Here is a 17,027-nt window from a genome sequence, read left to right as displayed (position 1 = left end):
CATGAAAACACGGAAGGTACCCTTGAGAAAAGATATTGTGACCGGTGAAATGCTGGCTAAAAAGGACCTGGTCCGGGTCGTTAAAAATAAGGAAGGGGAGGTCTTTTTAGATCCTTCCGGTAAGCAGAATGGTCGGGGAGCTTATATCTCCTTAGACCGTGATGTGGCCAAGCAAGCACAGGAAAAACGTGTCTTTGAAAAGGCATTTTCTCAGCCGATTGATCCGGCTTTTTATGAGGAACTTTTTGCCTATGTCGATCACCAGCAAGCCCGAAAAGAGTTGTTTGAAAATGAACAGTAAGGATCAATTCTTACAACTTCTTGGCCTAGCCCGCCGTTCAGGTAACCTTGTTTTTGGAACAGGGGATACTTTGACAGCTATCCAAAAGCGAAAGGCAAAGATTGCCTTTTTCCCTGTGGATGGCGGGGCCAGTCAGCAGAAAAAATTTCGGGATAAAGCCAATTTTTATCACGTGACCCTGGTTGAAACTTTTACAAAAGAAGAGCTCAGCCAAGCAATTGGACTGAACCGTTCAATTATGGCCGTCACGGATCAAGGCTTTGCTAAAAAAATGAAACAATTACTTGAAGAAAAGGAGCGGAATTAATGGCAGAAGAAAAGAAATTCTCAGGATCAAACCGGCCTGCCCGTAAGCAGTCAGTCCCTGAACGAAAAGAATTGCCAGCTTCCCAGCGTCGGCATGCCGCCAAGTTGTCAAATGACGCGAAGCCCAATACCAATGGACGTCCCCGTCCAAACGTTAATGAAGGGGGACAAAACGCCCGCCGGAATAATAATAGCAATGGCAGCCGTCCAAACGGTCAAGGCGGTCAAAACAACAACCGTCGTCAAAACAATAACCGCAATGCGAACGCTAATACCGGTCGTCCAATGATGCGTGAAAAGAAGTCTTGGTCAACGAAGCCTCGTGAAGGCCAGATTAACTATTCTGCACAAAAAGATGACAGTTTGAAGGAATACGTTTCTGAAAACAACAAGGCTAAGCAGGCAAAGCAACAAGCAGCACAAAAGCCAGCCGCTAAGAAGCCGGCTGCTAAGCCAGCAGCGGCTCAAACTGTCGCACCTGCTGGTCAAGCGAAGACTGACGGTAACGCCGGTACGGGTCGCTTTGGTGGGTCATTGGCTTCAGGCAATAACTCAGCTCGTAACAATACTCGTAAGCGTAATACTAACGGAACTGGGCAACAAACGCCTCGTCGTAATGACAAGCCACATGGTTCGAAGAAGGCTCGCCGTATTGCTGCTAAGCAAGCACCAAAGAAGCCAGTAACAGTTCGTAAGGAACAGCCATTGCCAGAAGTTTTGGAATATAAGGTTGGTATGAACGTGCAAGACTTGGCTAAGTTGTTGCACCGTGACGCCACTGAAATCATCAAGAAGTTGTTCTTGTTGGGTGTGGTGACCAACCAAAACCAATCTTTGGATGAAGATACCATTGAAGTCTTGGCTGCCGATTATGGAATCGAAGCTAAGCAAAAAGAAGAAGAAGACGTGGCCGATATCGATCGCTTCTTCGATGATGAAACAATTAACGAAGAAGCCTTGGAACCACGCGCTCCTGTTGTAACAATCATGGGACACGTTGATCACGGTAAGACAACTTTGTTGGATTACTTGCGTAAGACCAACGTGACTGCCGGTGAAGCCGGTGGAATCACCCAGCATATTGGTGCCTACCAGGCTCGTTTGAATGACAAGTTGATTACCTTCTTGGATACCCCTGGTCACGCGGCCTTTACTGAAATGCGTGCTCGTGGTGCCAACGTGACGGATATCACGGTCTTGGTTGTTGCGGCCGATGATGGGGTTCAACCTCAGACAATCGAAGCAATCAACCATGCCAAGGCCGCTGGAACGCCTGTGATTGTTGCTGTCAACAAGATTGATAAGGAAGGGGCTAACCCTGAACAAGTCATGAACGAATTGATGGCCCATGATTTGGTTCCTGAAGAATATGGTGGTGACACGATCTTCGTTCAAATTTCAGCTAAGTTTGGAAAGAATGTTGACCAGTTGCTTGAAATGATTCTGTTGGAAGCCGATGTTTTGGAATTGAAGGCCGACCCAACACAACCAGCTCGTGGTTCAGTGATCGAAGCTCGTTTGGACAAGGGCCGCGGTCCGGTTTCAACTGTGTTGATTCAACAAGGTACTTTGCATGTGGGTGATCCAATTGTTGTTGGAAATACCTATGGTCGTGTTCGAACAATGACTAACGAAAAGGGTCACGATATTGATGCTGCTAAGCCAGCTACTCCTGTTCAAATTACTGGTTTGAACGAAGTACCTTTGGCTGGTGACCGCTTTATTGTGATGGCCGATGAAAAGACTGCCCGTGCTGCTGGTGAAGAACGAGCAAAGCGTGCCCGTGAAGAAGTCCGTAACGCTGGTTCAGTGGTTACTTTGGATACTTTGTTCAACACGATGGCTGAAAAGGCCATGAAGACGGTTCCAGTTATCGTTAAGGCCGATGTTCAGGGTTCTGTTGAAGCCTTGACTGGTTCATTGAAGAAGATTGAAGTTGATGGTGTTCGGGTTGATGTTGTTCACTCAGCCGTTGGTGCGATTAACGAATCAGATGTTTCTTTGGCGGAAGCTTCTGGTGCGATTATCTTAGGATTTAACGTTCGCCCAACGCCATTTGCAAAGTCACAAGCTAATAATGACAAGATTGACATGCGTTTCTACTCTGTCATTTATGACGCCATTGACGATGTAACGGCCGCTATGAAGGGTCAACTTGAACCAGTTTACGAAGAAAAGGTTATCGGACAAATTGTTGTTAAGGAACTCTTTAAGTTCTCAAAGGTTGGAACCATTGCCGGTGCCAGCGTTGAAGAAGGTAAGATTACCAAGGACTCTAAGGTTCGAATCGTTCGTAACGGTACAGTGATTTATGATGGTGCCTTGGCTTCATTGCAGCGTGGTAAGGATGCTGTGAACGAAGTTAAGTTTGGTTATGAATTCGGATTTACTGTTAACAAGTTTAACGATATCCAACCTGGCGATACTGTTGAAGCCTATATTATGGAAGAAGTAAAGCCTAAGTAAGCTTTGTGGATAGGAGGTTAGCATGGCAAATGCGCAACGTGCTGGGCGTTTGGCTCAGGAAATCCAAAAAGATGTAACTGATTTGATTTTAAAGCGGGTAAATGATCCACGCGTGCAGGACGTGACCGTTACTTCTGTTGAAGTTTCAGGTGACCTTCAAATCGCTAATATTTACTACTCGATTTTGTCTGACTATGCTTCTGATCGAAAGAAGTCCCAAGCGGGCTTAGAAGCAGCTTCAGGTCTGATTCGTCGCGAATTAGGGGCTCGGTTAACTGTTTATAAGATTCCAGAGCTTCATTTTATCTTGGATAATTCAATCCAATATGGTGATCATATTGAAGATTTAATTCGTAAATTGCATCAAAAAGATTAAGGGCAACCGCTGTTGGTTGCGATAAAACGGGACTGCGATAGCAGTCCCGTTTTTATTTTATTTTAAGGTCCTGGGGATAAAATTAGAATCAAGGTGAGTAATACTCACGATAACTTACAATAGTTTCATCTTTATCATCTTCAAAAATACTCGGTCTTTGTGTAGACTGAAAGACAAGGTATTGAAACAAAAATGCCCGCTGTTCAGAACAACCAGAGAGGAATCATCATGACAAAACCATTAAACCCAAGTGTTTTAAACCTAACGCCCGATAAGCTACTCAGTTTTCAACATGCAGTCGCCAATATCGAAGGCTTGGTCTCACTAACATTTGGTGAACCGGGTTTTGCCACCCCAGACGTTATTAAAGAAGCAACAATTGATTCAATTCGCTCAAATCGTTCCCATTATGGTGACTCACAGGGTGAGCCAGCATTGCGGCAGGCTGTCCTTGACTACATGAAAGACCGCTATGACTTAGATTATCCAAGCATTGACAATGTAGTGGTCACGGTTGGGGTCACCGAAGCCATGCAGTCAATTTTTAAGACCCTGCTTGCTAGCGGTGATGGCCTGTTGATTCCAGATCCAGCCTACGGCTCATACTTTTCGGCTTTGAGCCTGGCTGGTGGGACGGCTGTGCCCATCAACACCGAGGCAAATGCTTATAAGTTGACGCCGGCAATGGTTAACCAGGCTTTGGCAGAGGCAACGGTCCCAGTCAAGGGAATTCTCTTTAACTACCCAAGTAACCCCACTGGGGTAACTTATAACGAGGCTGAACTGGCCGAATTGGCTCAGTGCTTTGAAGAAAATGACCTTTGGGTGATTTCGGATGAAATTTATGCCGAATTGACTTATGATGGGGACCACTTTTCAATGGGCAAGCTCTTGCCAGACCGGACAATCGTGGTCAACGGCCTGTCAAAGTCACACGCGATGACTGGTTACCGACTGGGCTTCATCTTAGGTCCTTTGGATTTAATGGCCGAAATTCAAAAGGTTCATGGACCCTTAGTTTTTGCCGTCCCAACCTTTATTCAGGATGGGGCCACGGCGGCCTTGAAGATTCCAAAGGCTGATTTGGCCTATATGATTGAAGGCTACCGGGAGCGACGCGACTATGCGGTTAAGTTCTTGGAAGACTTAGGCTTTGAATTAGTAGCACCACAGGGAGCCTTTTACCTTTTTGCCAAGCTGCCAGCTGATTTTGGGACGGATGGTTGGTCCTTTGCGGAAAAACTGGCCCAGGAGGCCAAGGTCTCGGTTATTCCGGGGGCTGGGTTCTCTCTCTTTGAGTCAGCTAACCAATTTATTCGCATTTCTTATGCGTCAGAAATGTCGCAATTGCAAGAAGGACTCAAGCGAATTGCGACCTATGTCGAACAACAGCGACAAAAATAATGATGAAATTGGCAGCGGGGCGGCAGTCCTGCTGCTTTTTAATAGAAAAAATTAATAATAAATGTATACAATCTCATTTTACTGACATTTGTCTTTAAAAAAAGTAATTTTTCCTGTAAAATATTTGAAAGATGATTGTTGCCAAATTTCAGGTTTGGCTGTTGAAAGGAAGAGTGTATGACAGAACCAGTGTTGCCAATTAATCGCGAAGTAAAAGATTTGGAGGCCGATAAGTTATTGGGCTTTCAAATGAGTGTTGCTGGGATTGAAGGGATTACCTTCTTGACCTTTGGCGAACCTGGTTTTGATACACCAACCGTGGTGAAAGAAGCGACGAAGGCCGCCATTGATGGCAACCGTTCCCACTATGGTAACTCTCAGGGAGAACCAGCGGTGCGCCAAGCGGTCTTGGACTATATGAAAGACCGTTACGACTTAGACTATCCGGGAATTGAAAATGTAGTCATCACCCTGGGCGTGACGGAAGCGATGCAAGCCATTTTCAAGACTTTACTTCAGCGTGGCGATGGCTTGCTGATTCCTGAACCGGCTTATGGTTCTTATTTTGCCTCACTTAGTTTGGCCGGGGGAGTGGCCGTGTCGGTTGACACGACGAACAACGGCTTTAAGTTGACACCTGCTTTAGTTGACGAAGCCGTTGCAAAAGCGACGGTCCCAGTTCGAGCGGTTTTGCTGAACTATCCTAGCAATCCGACCGGGGTTACTTATACAGAGGCCGAAATCACAGCCTTGGCTGCTTGTTTTAAAAAGCATGGTATCTGGGTAATTTCTGATGAAATTTATTCGGAACTGACTTACGAACAAGAACACTTTTCAATTGGAAAGTTGTTGCCAGAACAGTCTTTGGTCGTGAATGGCTTGTCAAAGTCACATGCTATGACGGGCTACCGGCTCGGCTTTATCTTGGGCTCGGCTGATGTGATTCAATATGTACAAAAGGTGCATGGTTCATTAACCTATTCTGCGCCAACCTTCATTGAAGATGGTGCGGTGGCCGCCTTAAAGATGTCGCGGCAAGACTTGCAGTATATGACCGATAGCTATGAAGAGCGTCGTGACTTTTCAAGACAAGCGTTGGAAGAACTTGGCTTTGATGTGGTTGATCCGGAAGGGGCCTTTTACCTCTTTGCTAAGATTCCGGCTGACTTTGGCACAGATGGCTGGGCCTTTGCTGAAAAGCTCGCCCATGAGGGAAAAGTCGCCGTCATTCCCCGCGCAGCCTTCTCCCACTTCGAGGATGCTAACCAATATATTCGAATTTCTTATGCGGCCAGTCAAGAACAATTGACGGAAGGCTTTGCCAAGCTGAAAGCTTACGTTGAAAAGGCGCGGGCAAATCGGTAAAATAATAACCGACTGAAGACGGATGAAAACCGTTTTGGTCGGTTTTTATTTTGAAATTGGAGGCCAAAATGGCAGGAAGCAAACACCCGGAATTATCTGGTTTACTCGTTGTGAATAAACCAAAGGAAATGACCTCTTTTGGTGTCGTGGCAAGGTTACGGCGCGTGACCGGTCAAAAAAAGATTGGCCATGCCGGTACCTTGGATCCCAATGTTGAGGGTGTCTTGGTGGTGGCCCTGGGGAAGGCAACAAAGTTGATTGACCTCTTACAAAGCCGGCCCAAAACCTATACGGGTACGGTGGCCTTTGGCTTTGCAACCGAGACCCAGGATGCTGATGGGGCAGTGGTGGCGGAACAAGCGCTGACGACTGGCCTGGATGAAACTGAAATTAAAAAAGCAATGGCCAGCCTGACTGGTGACATTATTCAAATTCCGCCAATTTATTCAGCGGTTAAAGTCAACGGCAAGCGTTTGTACGAGTATGTCCGGGCCGGGGAAGAAGTTGAGCTGCCAAAGCGGCCAGCGACAATTTACCGCTTTGAGGCCACTAGCCCCTTACGCTGGTTGCCAAACCAACCTTACCAAGCCTTTGATTTTGTGGCACAAGTCTCCAAGGGGACCTATATTCGCACCTTAGCCTATGACTTGGGCCAGAAGCTGGGCTTGCCAGCGACGATGACGGCCTTAAAGCGCACGGCTGGTTCGGGCTACAGCTTGGACCAGGCAACAGACCTTGACGACCTGCTTGAAATGAACTTTGATAGTCTCTGCCAACGAATTCAGCCGATTGAGTCGGTGTTGACTTGGCCAAAGAAGGATTTGACCGAGGCAGAGGCTTTTGCCGTTCGCAATGGCCAAAAGATAACGATAGACCAATGGCCAGCCACGGAAACCGGCTATTACCAGCTCTATGACCAGGGACAATTGGTGGCGGTCTACGCCTTTGATGCCGACCAAGACTTGTGGCGGTCACGGTATTTCTTTGCGTAAAGTGTCAAGATTAAGAGGGGCATTGGCAACTGATTTTGCTATAATAACAATATGACAGAACTAATTCGCTTACATTATCCATTAAATAATTTCACCTCCCCGGCAACTCAGCAGGTGGTCGTGATGGGCTTCTTTGATGGGGTTCACCTTGGACACCAGCGGGTCATTCAGGAAGCTGCTAAGGTTGCTCATCGCAAGGATTTGCCCTTAGTTGTTTTGACTTATAATCCATATCCAGGCTTGGTGTTTGAAAAAATGAACCAACCCTGGCATTATCTAACACCGCTTGAAGAAAAGGTGAAGCTGCTTGGCAAATTAGGGGTAGACCGTGTTTACTGCTTGCAGTTAACCTCACACGTCTCGGAGTTGGCACCGGAAGACTTTATTCAGGATGTCTTATTGCCATTACGTGCTGAAACGGTGGTGGCCGGTTATGATCACTGGTACGGGGCGAAGAAATACCAAGCCGATATGGCTCATTTGCCAGACTTTGCTAAAAATCGTTTTCAAGTTGTGACGGTTGGTAAGACGAGCCTCAAGGGGACGGATGACAAAATTTCGTCTCGGGTGATTCGCCAACAGTTGACTGATGGTCGGTTGGAGCAAGTGACCGAAAGTTTGGGACGAGTTCATCAAACGACCGGTTTGATTGTGCATGGGGATGCGCGGGGGCGGACCCTGGGCTTCCCAACGATTAATATTTGGACGCCGGAACTTGAATCCTTGCCCGGCATTGGTGTCTACGCCGTGAGCGCCTTTGTGGATGGCCGCTGGTATGATGGGATGGCTTCCATTGGTCGGAATGTGACCTTTGAAGCCAATCGACCGGTCACGGTGGAAATTAACCTTTTTGACTTTAATGACCAGGTCTATGGTGAAAACGTCAAGGTTCAATGGCACTTGAAGCTTCGCGATGAAGTCAAATTTACGACGGTCGAAGCGCTGGTTGATCAATTACAAATCGATAAAGAACTTACACTAGAATACTTTCGTGAAAAGATAGATTAATGATTAATCTATCTTTTTTCTTTTGACCATTACAAATGTGTTCAGCGATAAAACGTGTAACAGCAGCCGTTCTGATGGTTTTTAGCACTCTAGATAAAAGAGTGCTAAAAAGGTTTGCATTCTTGTAAAAATCTTGTATAATATAGTTGTTAGCAGTAGAAGATGTTGAGTGCTAACACAAAATACAGGTAGGAGGTTTGAGTTCATGCTAACTGATCGACAGCAAATGATTTTAGCGGCGATTATTTATCAATATACTCAAACCGCCCGCGCGGTTGGGTCTAAAACGCTGCACGACCAACTCGACTTGGAATTTTCGCCGGCCACTATCCGAAACGAAATGATGTTTTTGGAAGAGGCAGACTTAATCAAAAAGTTACATACGTCGGCGGGCCGAATTCCATCTAAGGCGGGTTACCGGTATTATTTGGACCATTTGATGGTGGCTGACCAGGTGTCGGAGGTCGACATTGCTCGGATTGCCAATCAAATTCGTGGTAACTTCCATGAATTAGACGACTTGCTCGAACAAACTGCCAAGCAATTGGCGGATTTGACTGGCTTAACTGCCTTGGTATTAAAGCCGAAGGTGGTTAACCTGAAGATTTCATCATTTCAGTTGATTCAGCTGGAACGGCAGCAAGTCTTAGCGGTTTTGGCGACGTCGGATGGGAAGGTCACTTCCCAGACCTTCCGTTTGCCAAAGGATATGGCGGTGAGCTCGTTATCGGACATGGTGGCTTACATCAATGCCCAAATGGTTGGCCGACCAGTGCAAGACGTGTTGTCGATGATGAACTCCGAGGAGTTGCCAGTGATGCTGACACGCAATATTGAAAGCCCAGCGGCTTTCTTGCAGCTCTTTGGTGAAGTCCTAGCCCGTTCGGTGGAGGAACAAGTTCACATCGGTGGCCGACTGAACCTCTTGGAGGTGGCAGACGATGCTTATCTCAATTTGAAGGAAGCTCGTTCTGTTCTGGAGTTATTTGATACGCCAGATTCAGTCAGGCAGCTGGCTGTACCACAAACGAATGGGGTTACGATTCGTTTGGGCCAAGAATTAGCAACACCACTGCTGCAAGATTATGCCATCTTATCTGCTCCCTTCCGTTTAGGGGACAGTCAGGGCGGCATCATTGCCTTAGTTGGTCCAATCCGTTTGCCGTATTCAAAGGTTGCCAGATTACTGTCAGCCTTTGCAAAAGCATTGGATAACAAATTAATTGAGTATGTTTAACCCAAAGGAGGAACGCCCGTGGCGAAGTCTAAAGAAGAAAAAGATTTGAAGCAAGCTGACATTACGGAGGAAACCGAAGCTGAAGAAGTTTTGGATGACACTGAGGAGACAGCGACAACCGAAAAGGCTCAGGAAGCTGACCAAGAAGTTGAGGCTGATCCAACTGCAGCATTAAAGGATGAGCTGGCGGAAAAGGATGATGCCTTGCTGCGAGCACAGGCTGAAATTCAAAATATTCAAGCTCGTAATGCCCGAGAAATTCAAAATATCCGCAAGTACGACGGCCAAAAGTTGGCCGAAGCCATCTTACCGGTAGTTGATAATTTGGAACGGGCATTGGCTGTTGAAGTTGGTGATGACGACCAAGTGGCTCAAATCCACAAAGGTGTTGAAATTACTTTGAAGACTTTGAAGCAAGCATTGACAACAAACGGCATCCAAGAAGTTGGCCAAGTTGGCGATGACTTTGATCCAAATACCATGCAAGGTGTGCAATCAGTGCCGGCCGAAGGTGAAATTAAGGCTGACCAGGTCGCACAAGTCTTGCAAAAGGGTTATGTCTTACAAGACCGCGTTATCCGTCCAGCAATGGTCGCGGTTGCACAATAAACTACTCAAGAACAGATTGATGGTGATTCAGCCTGGCGCACCACACCTAAAAAAGCTTAAAAATGTGATTTAAAAATAGGAAGGGTCGATATTATGTCAAAGATTATTGGAATCGATTTAGGAACTACTAACTCAGCTGTCGCCGTATTGGAAGGTGGCAAGCCAAAGATTATTACAAACCCTGATGGTGGTCGGACGACTCCTTCAGTTGTTTCATTTAAGAATGGGGAGACCCAGGTTGGTGACGTGGCAAAGCGTCAAGCAATCACAAACCCAGACACGATTTCATCAATTAAGTCTCACATGGGTGAGGAAGGTTACAAGGTAACCGTTGATGGTAAGGATTACACACCACAAGAAATCTCAGCGATGATTTTGCAATACATCAAGGGTTATGCAGAAGACTACTTGGGTGAAAAGGTTGACAAGGCCGTCATTACGGTTCCTGCATACTTTAACGATGCCCAACGTCAAGCTACCAAGGATGCTGGTAAGATTGCCGGTTTGGAAGTCGAACGTATCATCAACGAACCAACGGCCGCTTCATTGGCTTATGGAATGGACAAGTTGGACAAGGATGAAAAGATCTTGGTCTATGACCTTGGTGGAGGAACATTTGATGTTTCTGTCCTTGAATTGGGTGATGGTGTCTTTGAAGTTTTGTCAACAAATGGTGATACGCACCTTGGTGGAGATGACTTCGATGCTAAGATTATCGATTACTTGGCTGATGAATTTAAGAAGGAAAACGGCATCGACTTGAAGCAAGACAAGTTGGCCTTGCAACGTTTGAAGGATGCCGCTGAAACTGCTAAGAAGACTTTGTCTTCAGCAACTGAAGCCCAAGTCGACTTGCCATTTATCGCTTCTGGCGACCAAGGACCTTTGCACTTGCAAACTTCTTTGACTCGGGCAAAGTTCAACGAATTGACAGCTGATTTGGTCAAGAAGGCCGAAGCACCTGTGATGAACGCCTTGAAGGATGCTGGTTTGTCATTTGACGACATCGATGAAGTGATCTTGAATGGTGGTTCAACTCGTATTCCTGCTGTTCAAGAATCAGTGAAGAAGATGACTGGTAAGGAACCAAACCACTCAATCAACCCTGATGAAGCCGTTGCCTTGGGTGCCGCTGTTCAAGGTGGTGTGATTACTGGTGATGTGAAGGACGTTGTCTTGTTGGATGTTACGCCTTTGTCACTTGGTATCGAAACCATGGGTGGTGTCTTCACAAAGTTGATTGATCGTAACACGACCATCCCAACATCAAAGTCACAAGTCTTCTCAACTGCAGAAGACAACCAACCAGCCGTTGACATTCACGTTTTGCAAGGTGAGCGCTCAATGGCCGCTGATAACAAGACTTTGGGACGCTTCCAATTGTCTGATATTCCTGCTGCAAAGCGTGGTGTGCCACAAATCGAAGTGACATTTGATATTGACCGTAACGGTATCGTCAACGTTTCTGCTAAGGATTTGGGAACACAAAAGGAACAAAAGATTACTATCCAAGCTGCCGGTGGTTTGTCTGACGAAGAAATCGAAAAGATGATGAACGACGCCAAGGCTAACGAAGAAGCCGACAACAAGAAGAAGGAAGCGGTTGAAACGCGCAACAACGCCGATCAATTGATTTTCCAAACTGAAAAGACTTTGGAAGAAGTTGGGGACAAGTTGTCTGATGACGACAAGAAGCCAACACAAGACGCTTTGGCTGCTTTGAAGAAGGCCAAGGAAGATACATCAGATGATGCTGACGCTGATTTGACTGACTTGAAGGCTAAGACTGATGACTTGCAAAAGGTTGCGACTGAATTAGCAACGAAGTTGTACCAGCAAGCACAACAGGCTCAAGGCGGTGCTGAAGGAGCTGAAGCAAAGAAGGATGACAACACTGTTGATGGTGACTTCGAAGAAGTTAACCCAGACGACAAGAAATAATCTTTTCTTTACTTAGTAAAACTGATAAAATGGACCAGCTATGCTTGGTCCGTACATACTAGAATCAAAGGAGTCCGCTTGTGAATAACACTGAATTTTATGACCGTCTTGGTGTATCTAAGACTGCGAGTCAAGATGAAATTAAGAAGGCTTATCGTAAGCTGTCAAAGAAGTACCACCCCGATTTGAACCATGAACCAGGGGCGGAAGATAAGTATAAGGAAGTTCAAGAAGCCTTTGAAACCTTAGGTGATCCTCAAAAGCGGCAACAGTATGACCAATTTGGTGCTGCTGGTGCGCAAGGCGGCTTTGGCGGTCAAGGTGGTTTTGGTGGCGCTCAAGGTGGCTTTGGCGACTTCTCTGATTTGGGTGACATTTTCTCACAGATGTTTGGTGGTGGCTTCCAGGATCCGAATGCACCACGCAAGGGTCGTGACCTGCAGTATCGGATGCATTTGACCTTTGAGGAAGCTATCTTTGGAACTGAAAAGAACGTTAAGTATACGCGTTCACAGGGCGACCGTAGCCAACACGAAGTGAAGGTCAAGGTCCCAGCCGGTGTTGAAACTGGTCAGCAAATGCGCTTGTCCGGCCAGGGTGAAGACGGAGTCAATGGTGGCCCACAGGGTGACTTGTACGTAGTCTTCTCGGTTGGGGCATCAAATGAAGGCTTTGAACGTGATGGTGCTGATATCTTCTTGCAACAAGATATCGACTTTATCACGGCGGCCTTGGGGGCTGAAATCCCAGTTAAGACGGTTCACGGTGAAGTGAATTTGAAGATTCCGGCTGGAACGCAAAACGGCCGTCGTTTCCGTTTGGCTGGCAAGGGAGCACCACGTTTGCACAATAATGGTCATGGTGACCAATACGTGATTGTCAACGTGGTTGTACCAACTAAGTTGAACAAGGAACAAAAGGCTGCGCTTGAGTCCTTTGCACAAGCTTCCGGCGCTAAAGTTAACAAGAAGAAGTCAATCTTTGATAAGTAAAGAAAAAGCCGACTCGATTGAGTCGGCTTTTTTGTTTGATGTTTGAGCTTAGGTTAAATGTACTTCGTACTGTCATCGACGCCCCAAGGGTCAGTCTGATTAATGTGGTCGTAGTAAAGCTTACCGTGCAAATGATCGATTTCGTGCTGGAAAACGATGGCAGGGTAGTTGCGTAAGGTCTTTTGTTGGGTTTTACCGGTTTCGTCTTGGTAGCGGACCGTAATTTTCTTTGACCGCGGAACAAAGCCGGGAACGTCTTCGTCAACTGACAAACAACCTTCACCGGTTTCCAAGGCCGCCCGTCCAACCGTTTCAGAAATGATCACTGGGTTGAAAACAACGCCCTTAAAGTAAGGCTCGTCTTCAGCATCTTCGGCAGGGTCCGCTGACGGAATCAAGATGGCCGTCATTTGTAATGATTCACCGACCTGTGGCGCGGCAAGTCCGACGCCTGGGCGCAGACCGTACTTTTCATTTTCTTCTTCATCTTGTGAGACTTCTAAATAAGTCATCATATCTTTTGCTAATTGTTGGTGCTCTTCACTAAGTGGGAAAGGTACCTCTGCACCGACTTGGCGCAGGACTGGATTACCATCACGAGTGATTTTATCCATGGTAAAACGAATGGTCATAACAACACTCCTAGAATTTCTCTATACCAATCTAGTATAGCAGAAAAAGGGCCTTTGGGCGTTGGTTCTTGAAATTTGCTTACAAGATGGTGTGCGATTCGAAAAAGGGCAAATTCAGCTGGAGTGACTGGAAAGACTAGGCAAAGCTTGTTAAAATGGTGGCAGATAAACTTGATGGATTTGGAAAGGATTTCGTGATGTCAGAACAATACCAACTTCCAATTGATGGCAATTGGACGAAGGACGATATCATTGCTGTTTCGAACTTAGTTGACGCTGTTTTGCAGGTCTATGAGGGCGGTTGTGACCAGGAATACTTGCTGACGACTTACCGCTTGTTTTGTGAGGTGCTGCCTGCTAAGTCTGAACAAAAGACCTTTGATCGTGACTTTGAAAATCAAACAGGGCGGTCAATTTACCAAACAATGAAACTGGCACAGGGTAATGCTAGACGGGTAGTGGTGAATGACTGAGTGGACAACGGACAAATTAGCCCAAGTTGACCAGACGATGACCCGCTGGTTAGCAGACCTTGGTCGGCAGTTGCGGACCAACCAGCAAGAGGATTTGCATGTTCAGACGAAGGGTGGTGATTTCCGCAACCTCGTTACCAACGTCGATACTGAAAACCAAGCCTGGTTATTAGAACACATTCAAATGATTGATCCAGACGCCCATTTCGTTTCGGAAGAAGGGGACGATGCCCGACCGGAAACAATGGCGGGCCATGTTTGGTTCATTGATCCAATTGACGGGACGATGAATTTCGTCCATGAGGGAACCGATTTTGCCATTATGGTCGCCCTGTATGTTGATGGCCAGCCAACTTTGGGCTGGATTATCAAAGTGATGGCAAACCAGGTCTTCCATGGTGGCCCTGCTTTGGGCGCATTTGTAAACGACCAGCGGCTGGCACCGGTGGCCAACGATTTAGCCTTGCAGGAAGCGGTTTTGATTCTGTCTGGCCGGCGTCTTGTAGCAGGAGAAATGATTTATCAAAAGCTTGCTGAAGCAGCGCTGGCATACCGGGTAGTTGGGTCGGCTGGAATTTCCTTTAGCCGCCTATTTTTGCAGCAGGCGACGGGTTACTTATCGAAGCTTTCGCCATGGGATTTGGCGGCCGGTCGAGTCCTGGCTGAAACGCTCGGCTACGTGGTTAAAACGCTTGACGGAAGTCCGCTAAATATGCTATCATCAAACACAGTATTAATCGCTACAACCAAGACATATCGCGAGTCAGTCAAGATAGTGAAAGACTAGGGAGAGAAGCCCTAGTCTTTCTTGTGAGTAGCAAAGACAAAGGAGCACATAAAATTGGCAAATCTTCGCGAAGATATTCGTAATATCGCTATTATCGCCCACGTCGATCACGGAAAGACGACGTTGGTTAACGAACTGTTAAAGCAGTCTGACACATTGGATGCCCGTAAGGAAGAAGCTTTGGGCGACCGTGTGATGGATACCAACGATATTGAAAAGGAACGTGGAATCACGATCTTGTCAAAGAACACGGCTGTCCGTGTTGGCGACAAGCAAATCAACATCTTGGATACCCCAGGTCACGCCGATTTCGGTGGAGAAGTTGAACGAATCATGGGAATGGTTGATGGGGTTTTGCTCGTTGTTGATGCCTTTGAAGGTACCATGCCTCAGACTCGTTTCGTTTTGAAGAAGGCCTTTGAACAACACTTGACACCAATCGTGATTGTCAACAAGGTTGACCGTCCTGGTGCCCGCCCAGAAGAAGTCGTTGATGAAGTCTTGGACTTGTTCATCGAATTGGGTGCTGATGAAGATGATTTGGACTTCCCAGTTATCTATGCTTCAGCAATGAACGGAACATCATCATTTGATCCTGATGTTTCAAAGCAAGAACACACAATGGACCCAATCTTTAAGACGGTCTTTGAAACAATCCCAGCCCCAGTTGACAACTCAGACGAACCATTGCAGTTCCAAGTTGCCATGTTGGACTATAATGACTTCGTTGGTCGTATTGGTATTGGACGTGTTAAGCGTGGAACAATCAAGGTTGGTGACAACGTTGATGTTTTGAAGCTTGATGGTTCATCACAAAACTTCCGTGTTACGAAGCTTTCTGGTTTCATCGCTTTGGACCAAGTTGAAATCCAAGAAGCCAAGGCCGGTGATTTGATTGCCGTTTCTGGTATGGAAGACATCTCTGTTGGGGAAACTGTTGTTGACCCTGCCCACCACGATGCTTTGCCTTTGCTTCGTATCGATGAACCAACTTTGCAAATGACTTTCCGTCAAAACGACAGCCCCTTTGCTGGTCGTGAAGGAAAGTTCGTGACTGCCCGTCAAATCGAAGACCGTTTGTTGCGCGAATTGCACACTGATGTGTCTTTGCGTGTTGAAGACACTGATCAAGCCGGTGCTTGGTTGGTCTCAGGACGTGGTGAATTGCACCTTTCAATCTTGATTGAAAACATGCGTCGTGAAGGCTTCGAATTGCAAGCTTCACGTCCACAAGTTATCTTCCGTGAGGAAGATGGTCAAACCACAGAACCTTACGAATCAATCCAAATCGATACTCCTGATGAATACTCATCAACTGTTATCGACTCATTGAACCAACGTAAGGGTGAAATGCAAAACATGGAAGCTGTCGGTAACGGTCAAACTCGTTTGACTTATATGGCACCTTCACGTGGTTTGATTGGTTACGCCACTGAATTTATGACAGCAACTCACGGTTATGGTATCTATAACCACACATTTGCTGAATACCGTCCAATGGTTAAGAATTGGGAACCAGGTCGTCGTAACGGTGCCTTGGTCTCAATCAATCAGGGACAAACGACTAACTACGCCATCATGGGTGTTGAAGATCGTGGACAAATGTTCGTTGGCGCTGGTGTTGACGTTTATGAAGGTATGGTTGTGGGTATGAACGCTCGTGACAACGATATCTCAGTTAACGTTACTAAGATGAAGCCACAGTCAAACGTTCGTTCTTCTAACAAGGACCAAACTGCTTCAATCAAGACTCCTCGTGAGATGAACTTGGAAGCATCAATGGAATTCTTGAACGATGACGAATACGTTGAAGTAACGCCTGAAAATGTTCGTATCCGTAAGGCTATTTTGAACACTGCAGAGCGTGAAAAAGCTGCAAAGCGTCGTAAGTAATCTTTAATTTAAAACAAATGTAGTGGCATGGACCAACCGTCATGTCACTATTATTTTGGAGCTATGGCACAATCTGGTACTGCAGCGGACTCGAAATCCGTCGAGCCGTCGTATGGCGGTGTGCGGGTTCAAATCCCGCTAGCTCCTTGATAATCAATCTTAGTATGAAAAAGTCGAAATCTTTCCAGGTTTTGGCTTTTTTAGTTGTTCTTTGCCAATGACGACAAAAATCTGCGCTATACTAT

General features: G+C 46.3%; 16 protein-coding genes and 1 tRNA gene. 16 read left to right on the top strand and 1 reads right to left on the bottom strand.

The window, feature by feature from the left end; genetic code table 11:
• Position 1 precedes the first annotated feature (1 nt).
• From rnpM to BLW39_RS02380, 12 genes are all read left to right on the top strand, one after another.
• Entirely contained in the window at positions 2 to 301 is a 300-nt protein-coding gene (rnpM, locus tag BLW39_RS02435) for an RNase P modulator RnpM (protein ID WP_059376966.1), read from the top strand.
• A complete protein-coding gene (locus tag BLW39_RS02430) occupies positions 291 to 608 on the top strand; it encodes a L7Ae/L30e/S12e/Gadd45 family ribosomal protein (protein ID WP_059376963.1) in 318 nt (105 codons plus the stop codon). Before rnpM ends, BLW39_RS02430 begins: the two co-directional genes overlap by 11 nt.
• Positions 608 to 3,073 carry a translation initiation factor IF-2 gene (infB, locus tag BLW39_RS02425; protein WP_059376960.1) on the top strand — a complete coding sequence of 822 codons (2,466 nt, stop codon included), beginning with the start codon at positions 608 to 610 and terminating at the stop codon, positions 3,071 to 3,073. Before BLW39_RS02430 ends, infB begins: the two co-directional genes overlap by 1 nt.
• 22 nt (positions 3,074 to 3,095) lie before the next feature.
• Entirely contained in the window at positions 3,096 to 3,449 is a 354-nt protein-coding gene (rbfA, locus tag BLW39_RS02420) for a 30S ribosome-binding factor RbfA (protein ID WP_059376957.1), read from the top strand.
• Between the two features lie 228 nt (positions 3,450 to 3,677).
• The gene (locus tag BLW39_RS02415) at positions 3,678 to 4,853 is read left to right on the top strand and encodes an aminotransferase class I/II-fold pyridoxal phosphate-dependent enzyme (RefSeq protein WP_059376954.1); all 1,176 of its coding nucleotides are present in this window, start codon (positions 3,678 to 3,680) and stop codon (positions 4,851 to 4,853) included.
• 177 nt (positions 4,854 to 5,030) lie between these two features.
• Positions 5,031 to 6,218, top strand: coding sequence for an aminotransferase class I/II-fold pyridoxal phosphate-dependent enzyme (locus tag BLW39_RS02410; protein WP_059376951.1), 1,188 nt, complete (start codon positions 5,031 to 5,033; stop codon positions 6,216 to 6,218).
• A gap of 68 nt (positions 6,219 to 6,286) precedes the next feature.
• Positions 6,287 to 7,210: a tRNA pseudouridine(55) synthase TruB gene (truB, locus tag BLW39_RS02405; RefSeq protein ID WP_059376949.1), complete on the top strand. Its 924-nt coding sequence runs from the start codon at positions 6,287 to 6,289 to the stop codon at positions 7,208 to 7,210.
• Between the two features lie 51 nt (positions 7,211 to 7,261).
• Positions 7,262 to 8,218 carry a riboflavin biosynthesis protein RibF gene (gene ribF, locus BLW39_RS02400; protein WP_059376946.1) on the top strand — a complete coding sequence of 319 codons (957 nt, stop codon included), beginning with the start codon at positions 7,262 to 7,264 and terminating at the stop codon, positions 8,216 to 8,218.
• A 205-nt stretch (positions 8,219 to 8,423) separates the two neighbouring features.
• Positions 8,424 to 9,455 (top strand): heat-inducible transcriptional repressor HrcA, encoded by a 1,032-nt coding sequence (gene hrcA / locus BLW39_RS02395; protein ID WP_059376939.1) that lies wholly within the window; start codon positions 8,424 to 8,426, stop codon positions 9,453 to 9,455.
• An 18-nt stretch (positions 9,456 to 9,473) separates the two neighbouring features.
• Positions 9,474 to 10,064 carry a nucleotide exchange factor GrpE gene (gene grpE, locus BLW39_RS02390; RefSeq protein WP_059376930.1) on the top strand — a complete coding sequence of 197 codons (591 nt, stop codon included), beginning with the start codon at positions 9,474 to 9,476 and terminating at the stop codon, positions 10,062 to 10,064.
• Between the two features lie 93 nt (positions 10,065 to 10,157).
• On the top strand, positions 10,158 to 12,005 hold the full coding sequence (gene dnaK, locus BLW39_RS02385) for a molecular chaperone DnaK (RefSeq protein ID WP_059376925.1): 1,848 nt from the start codon (positions 10,158 to 10,160) through the stop codon (positions 12,003 to 12,005).
• An 80-nt stretch (positions 12,006 to 12,085) separates the two neighbouring features.
• Complete coding sequence (locus BLW39_RS02380) at positions 12,086 to 12,997, top strand: DnaJ C-terminal domain-containing protein (RefSeq protein WP_074717721.1); 912 nt, start codon at positions 12,086 to 12,088, stop codon at positions 12,995 to 12,997.
• Positions 12,998 to 13,050: 53 nt separating this feature from the next.
• Here the strand turns inward: BLW39_RS02380 and def are convergent, their stop codons facing one another.
• A complete protein-coding gene (gene def, locus BLW39_RS02375) occupies positions 13,051 to 13,629 on the bottom strand; it encodes a peptide deformylase (protein WP_059376893.1) in 579 nt (192 codons plus the stop codon).
• Between the two features lie 197 nt (positions 13,630 to 13,826).
• Here def and BLW39_RS02370 point away from each other — a divergent pair, with 197 nt between their 5' ends.
• From BLW39_RS02370 to BLW39_RS02355, 4 genes are all read left to right on the top strand, one after another.
• On the top strand, positions 13,827 to 14,102 hold the full coding sequence (locus BLW39_RS02370; RefSeq protein ID WP_059376907.1) for a UPF0223 family protein: 276 nt from the start codon (positions 13,827 to 13,829) through the stop codon (positions 14,100 to 14,102).
• A complete protein-coding gene (locus BLW39_RS02365) occupies positions 14,095 to 14,889 on the top strand; it encodes an inositol monophosphatase family protein (protein WP_059376886.1) in 795 nt (264 codons plus the stop codon). Before BLW39_RS02370 ends, BLW39_RS02365 begins: the two co-directional genes overlap by 8 nt.
• Before the next feature lie 54 nt (positions 14,890 to 14,943).
• Positions 14,944 to 16,782 (top strand): translational GTPase TypA, encoded by a 1,839-nt coding sequence (gene typA / locus BLW39_RS02360; RefSeq protein ID WP_059376877.1) that lies wholly within the window; start codon positions 14,944 to 14,946, stop codon positions 16,780 to 16,782.
• A 57-nt stretch (positions 16,783 to 16,839) separates the two neighbouring features.
• A tRNA-Ser gene (locus tag BLW39_RS02355) sits at positions 16,840 to 16,929 on the top strand.
• Positions 16,930 to 17,027 lie beyond the last annotated feature (98 nt).

It is taken from the genome of Fructobacillus pseudoficulneus, from assembly GCF_900108455.1.
GTDB classification, from domain to species: Bacteria; Bacillota; Bacilli; order Lactobacillales; family Lactobacillaceae; genus Fructobacillus; species Fructobacillus pseudoficulneus.
The sequence above is the reverse complement of the archived record's forward strand: the minus strand, read 5'-3'. Positions and strand labels throughout refer to the sequence as shown.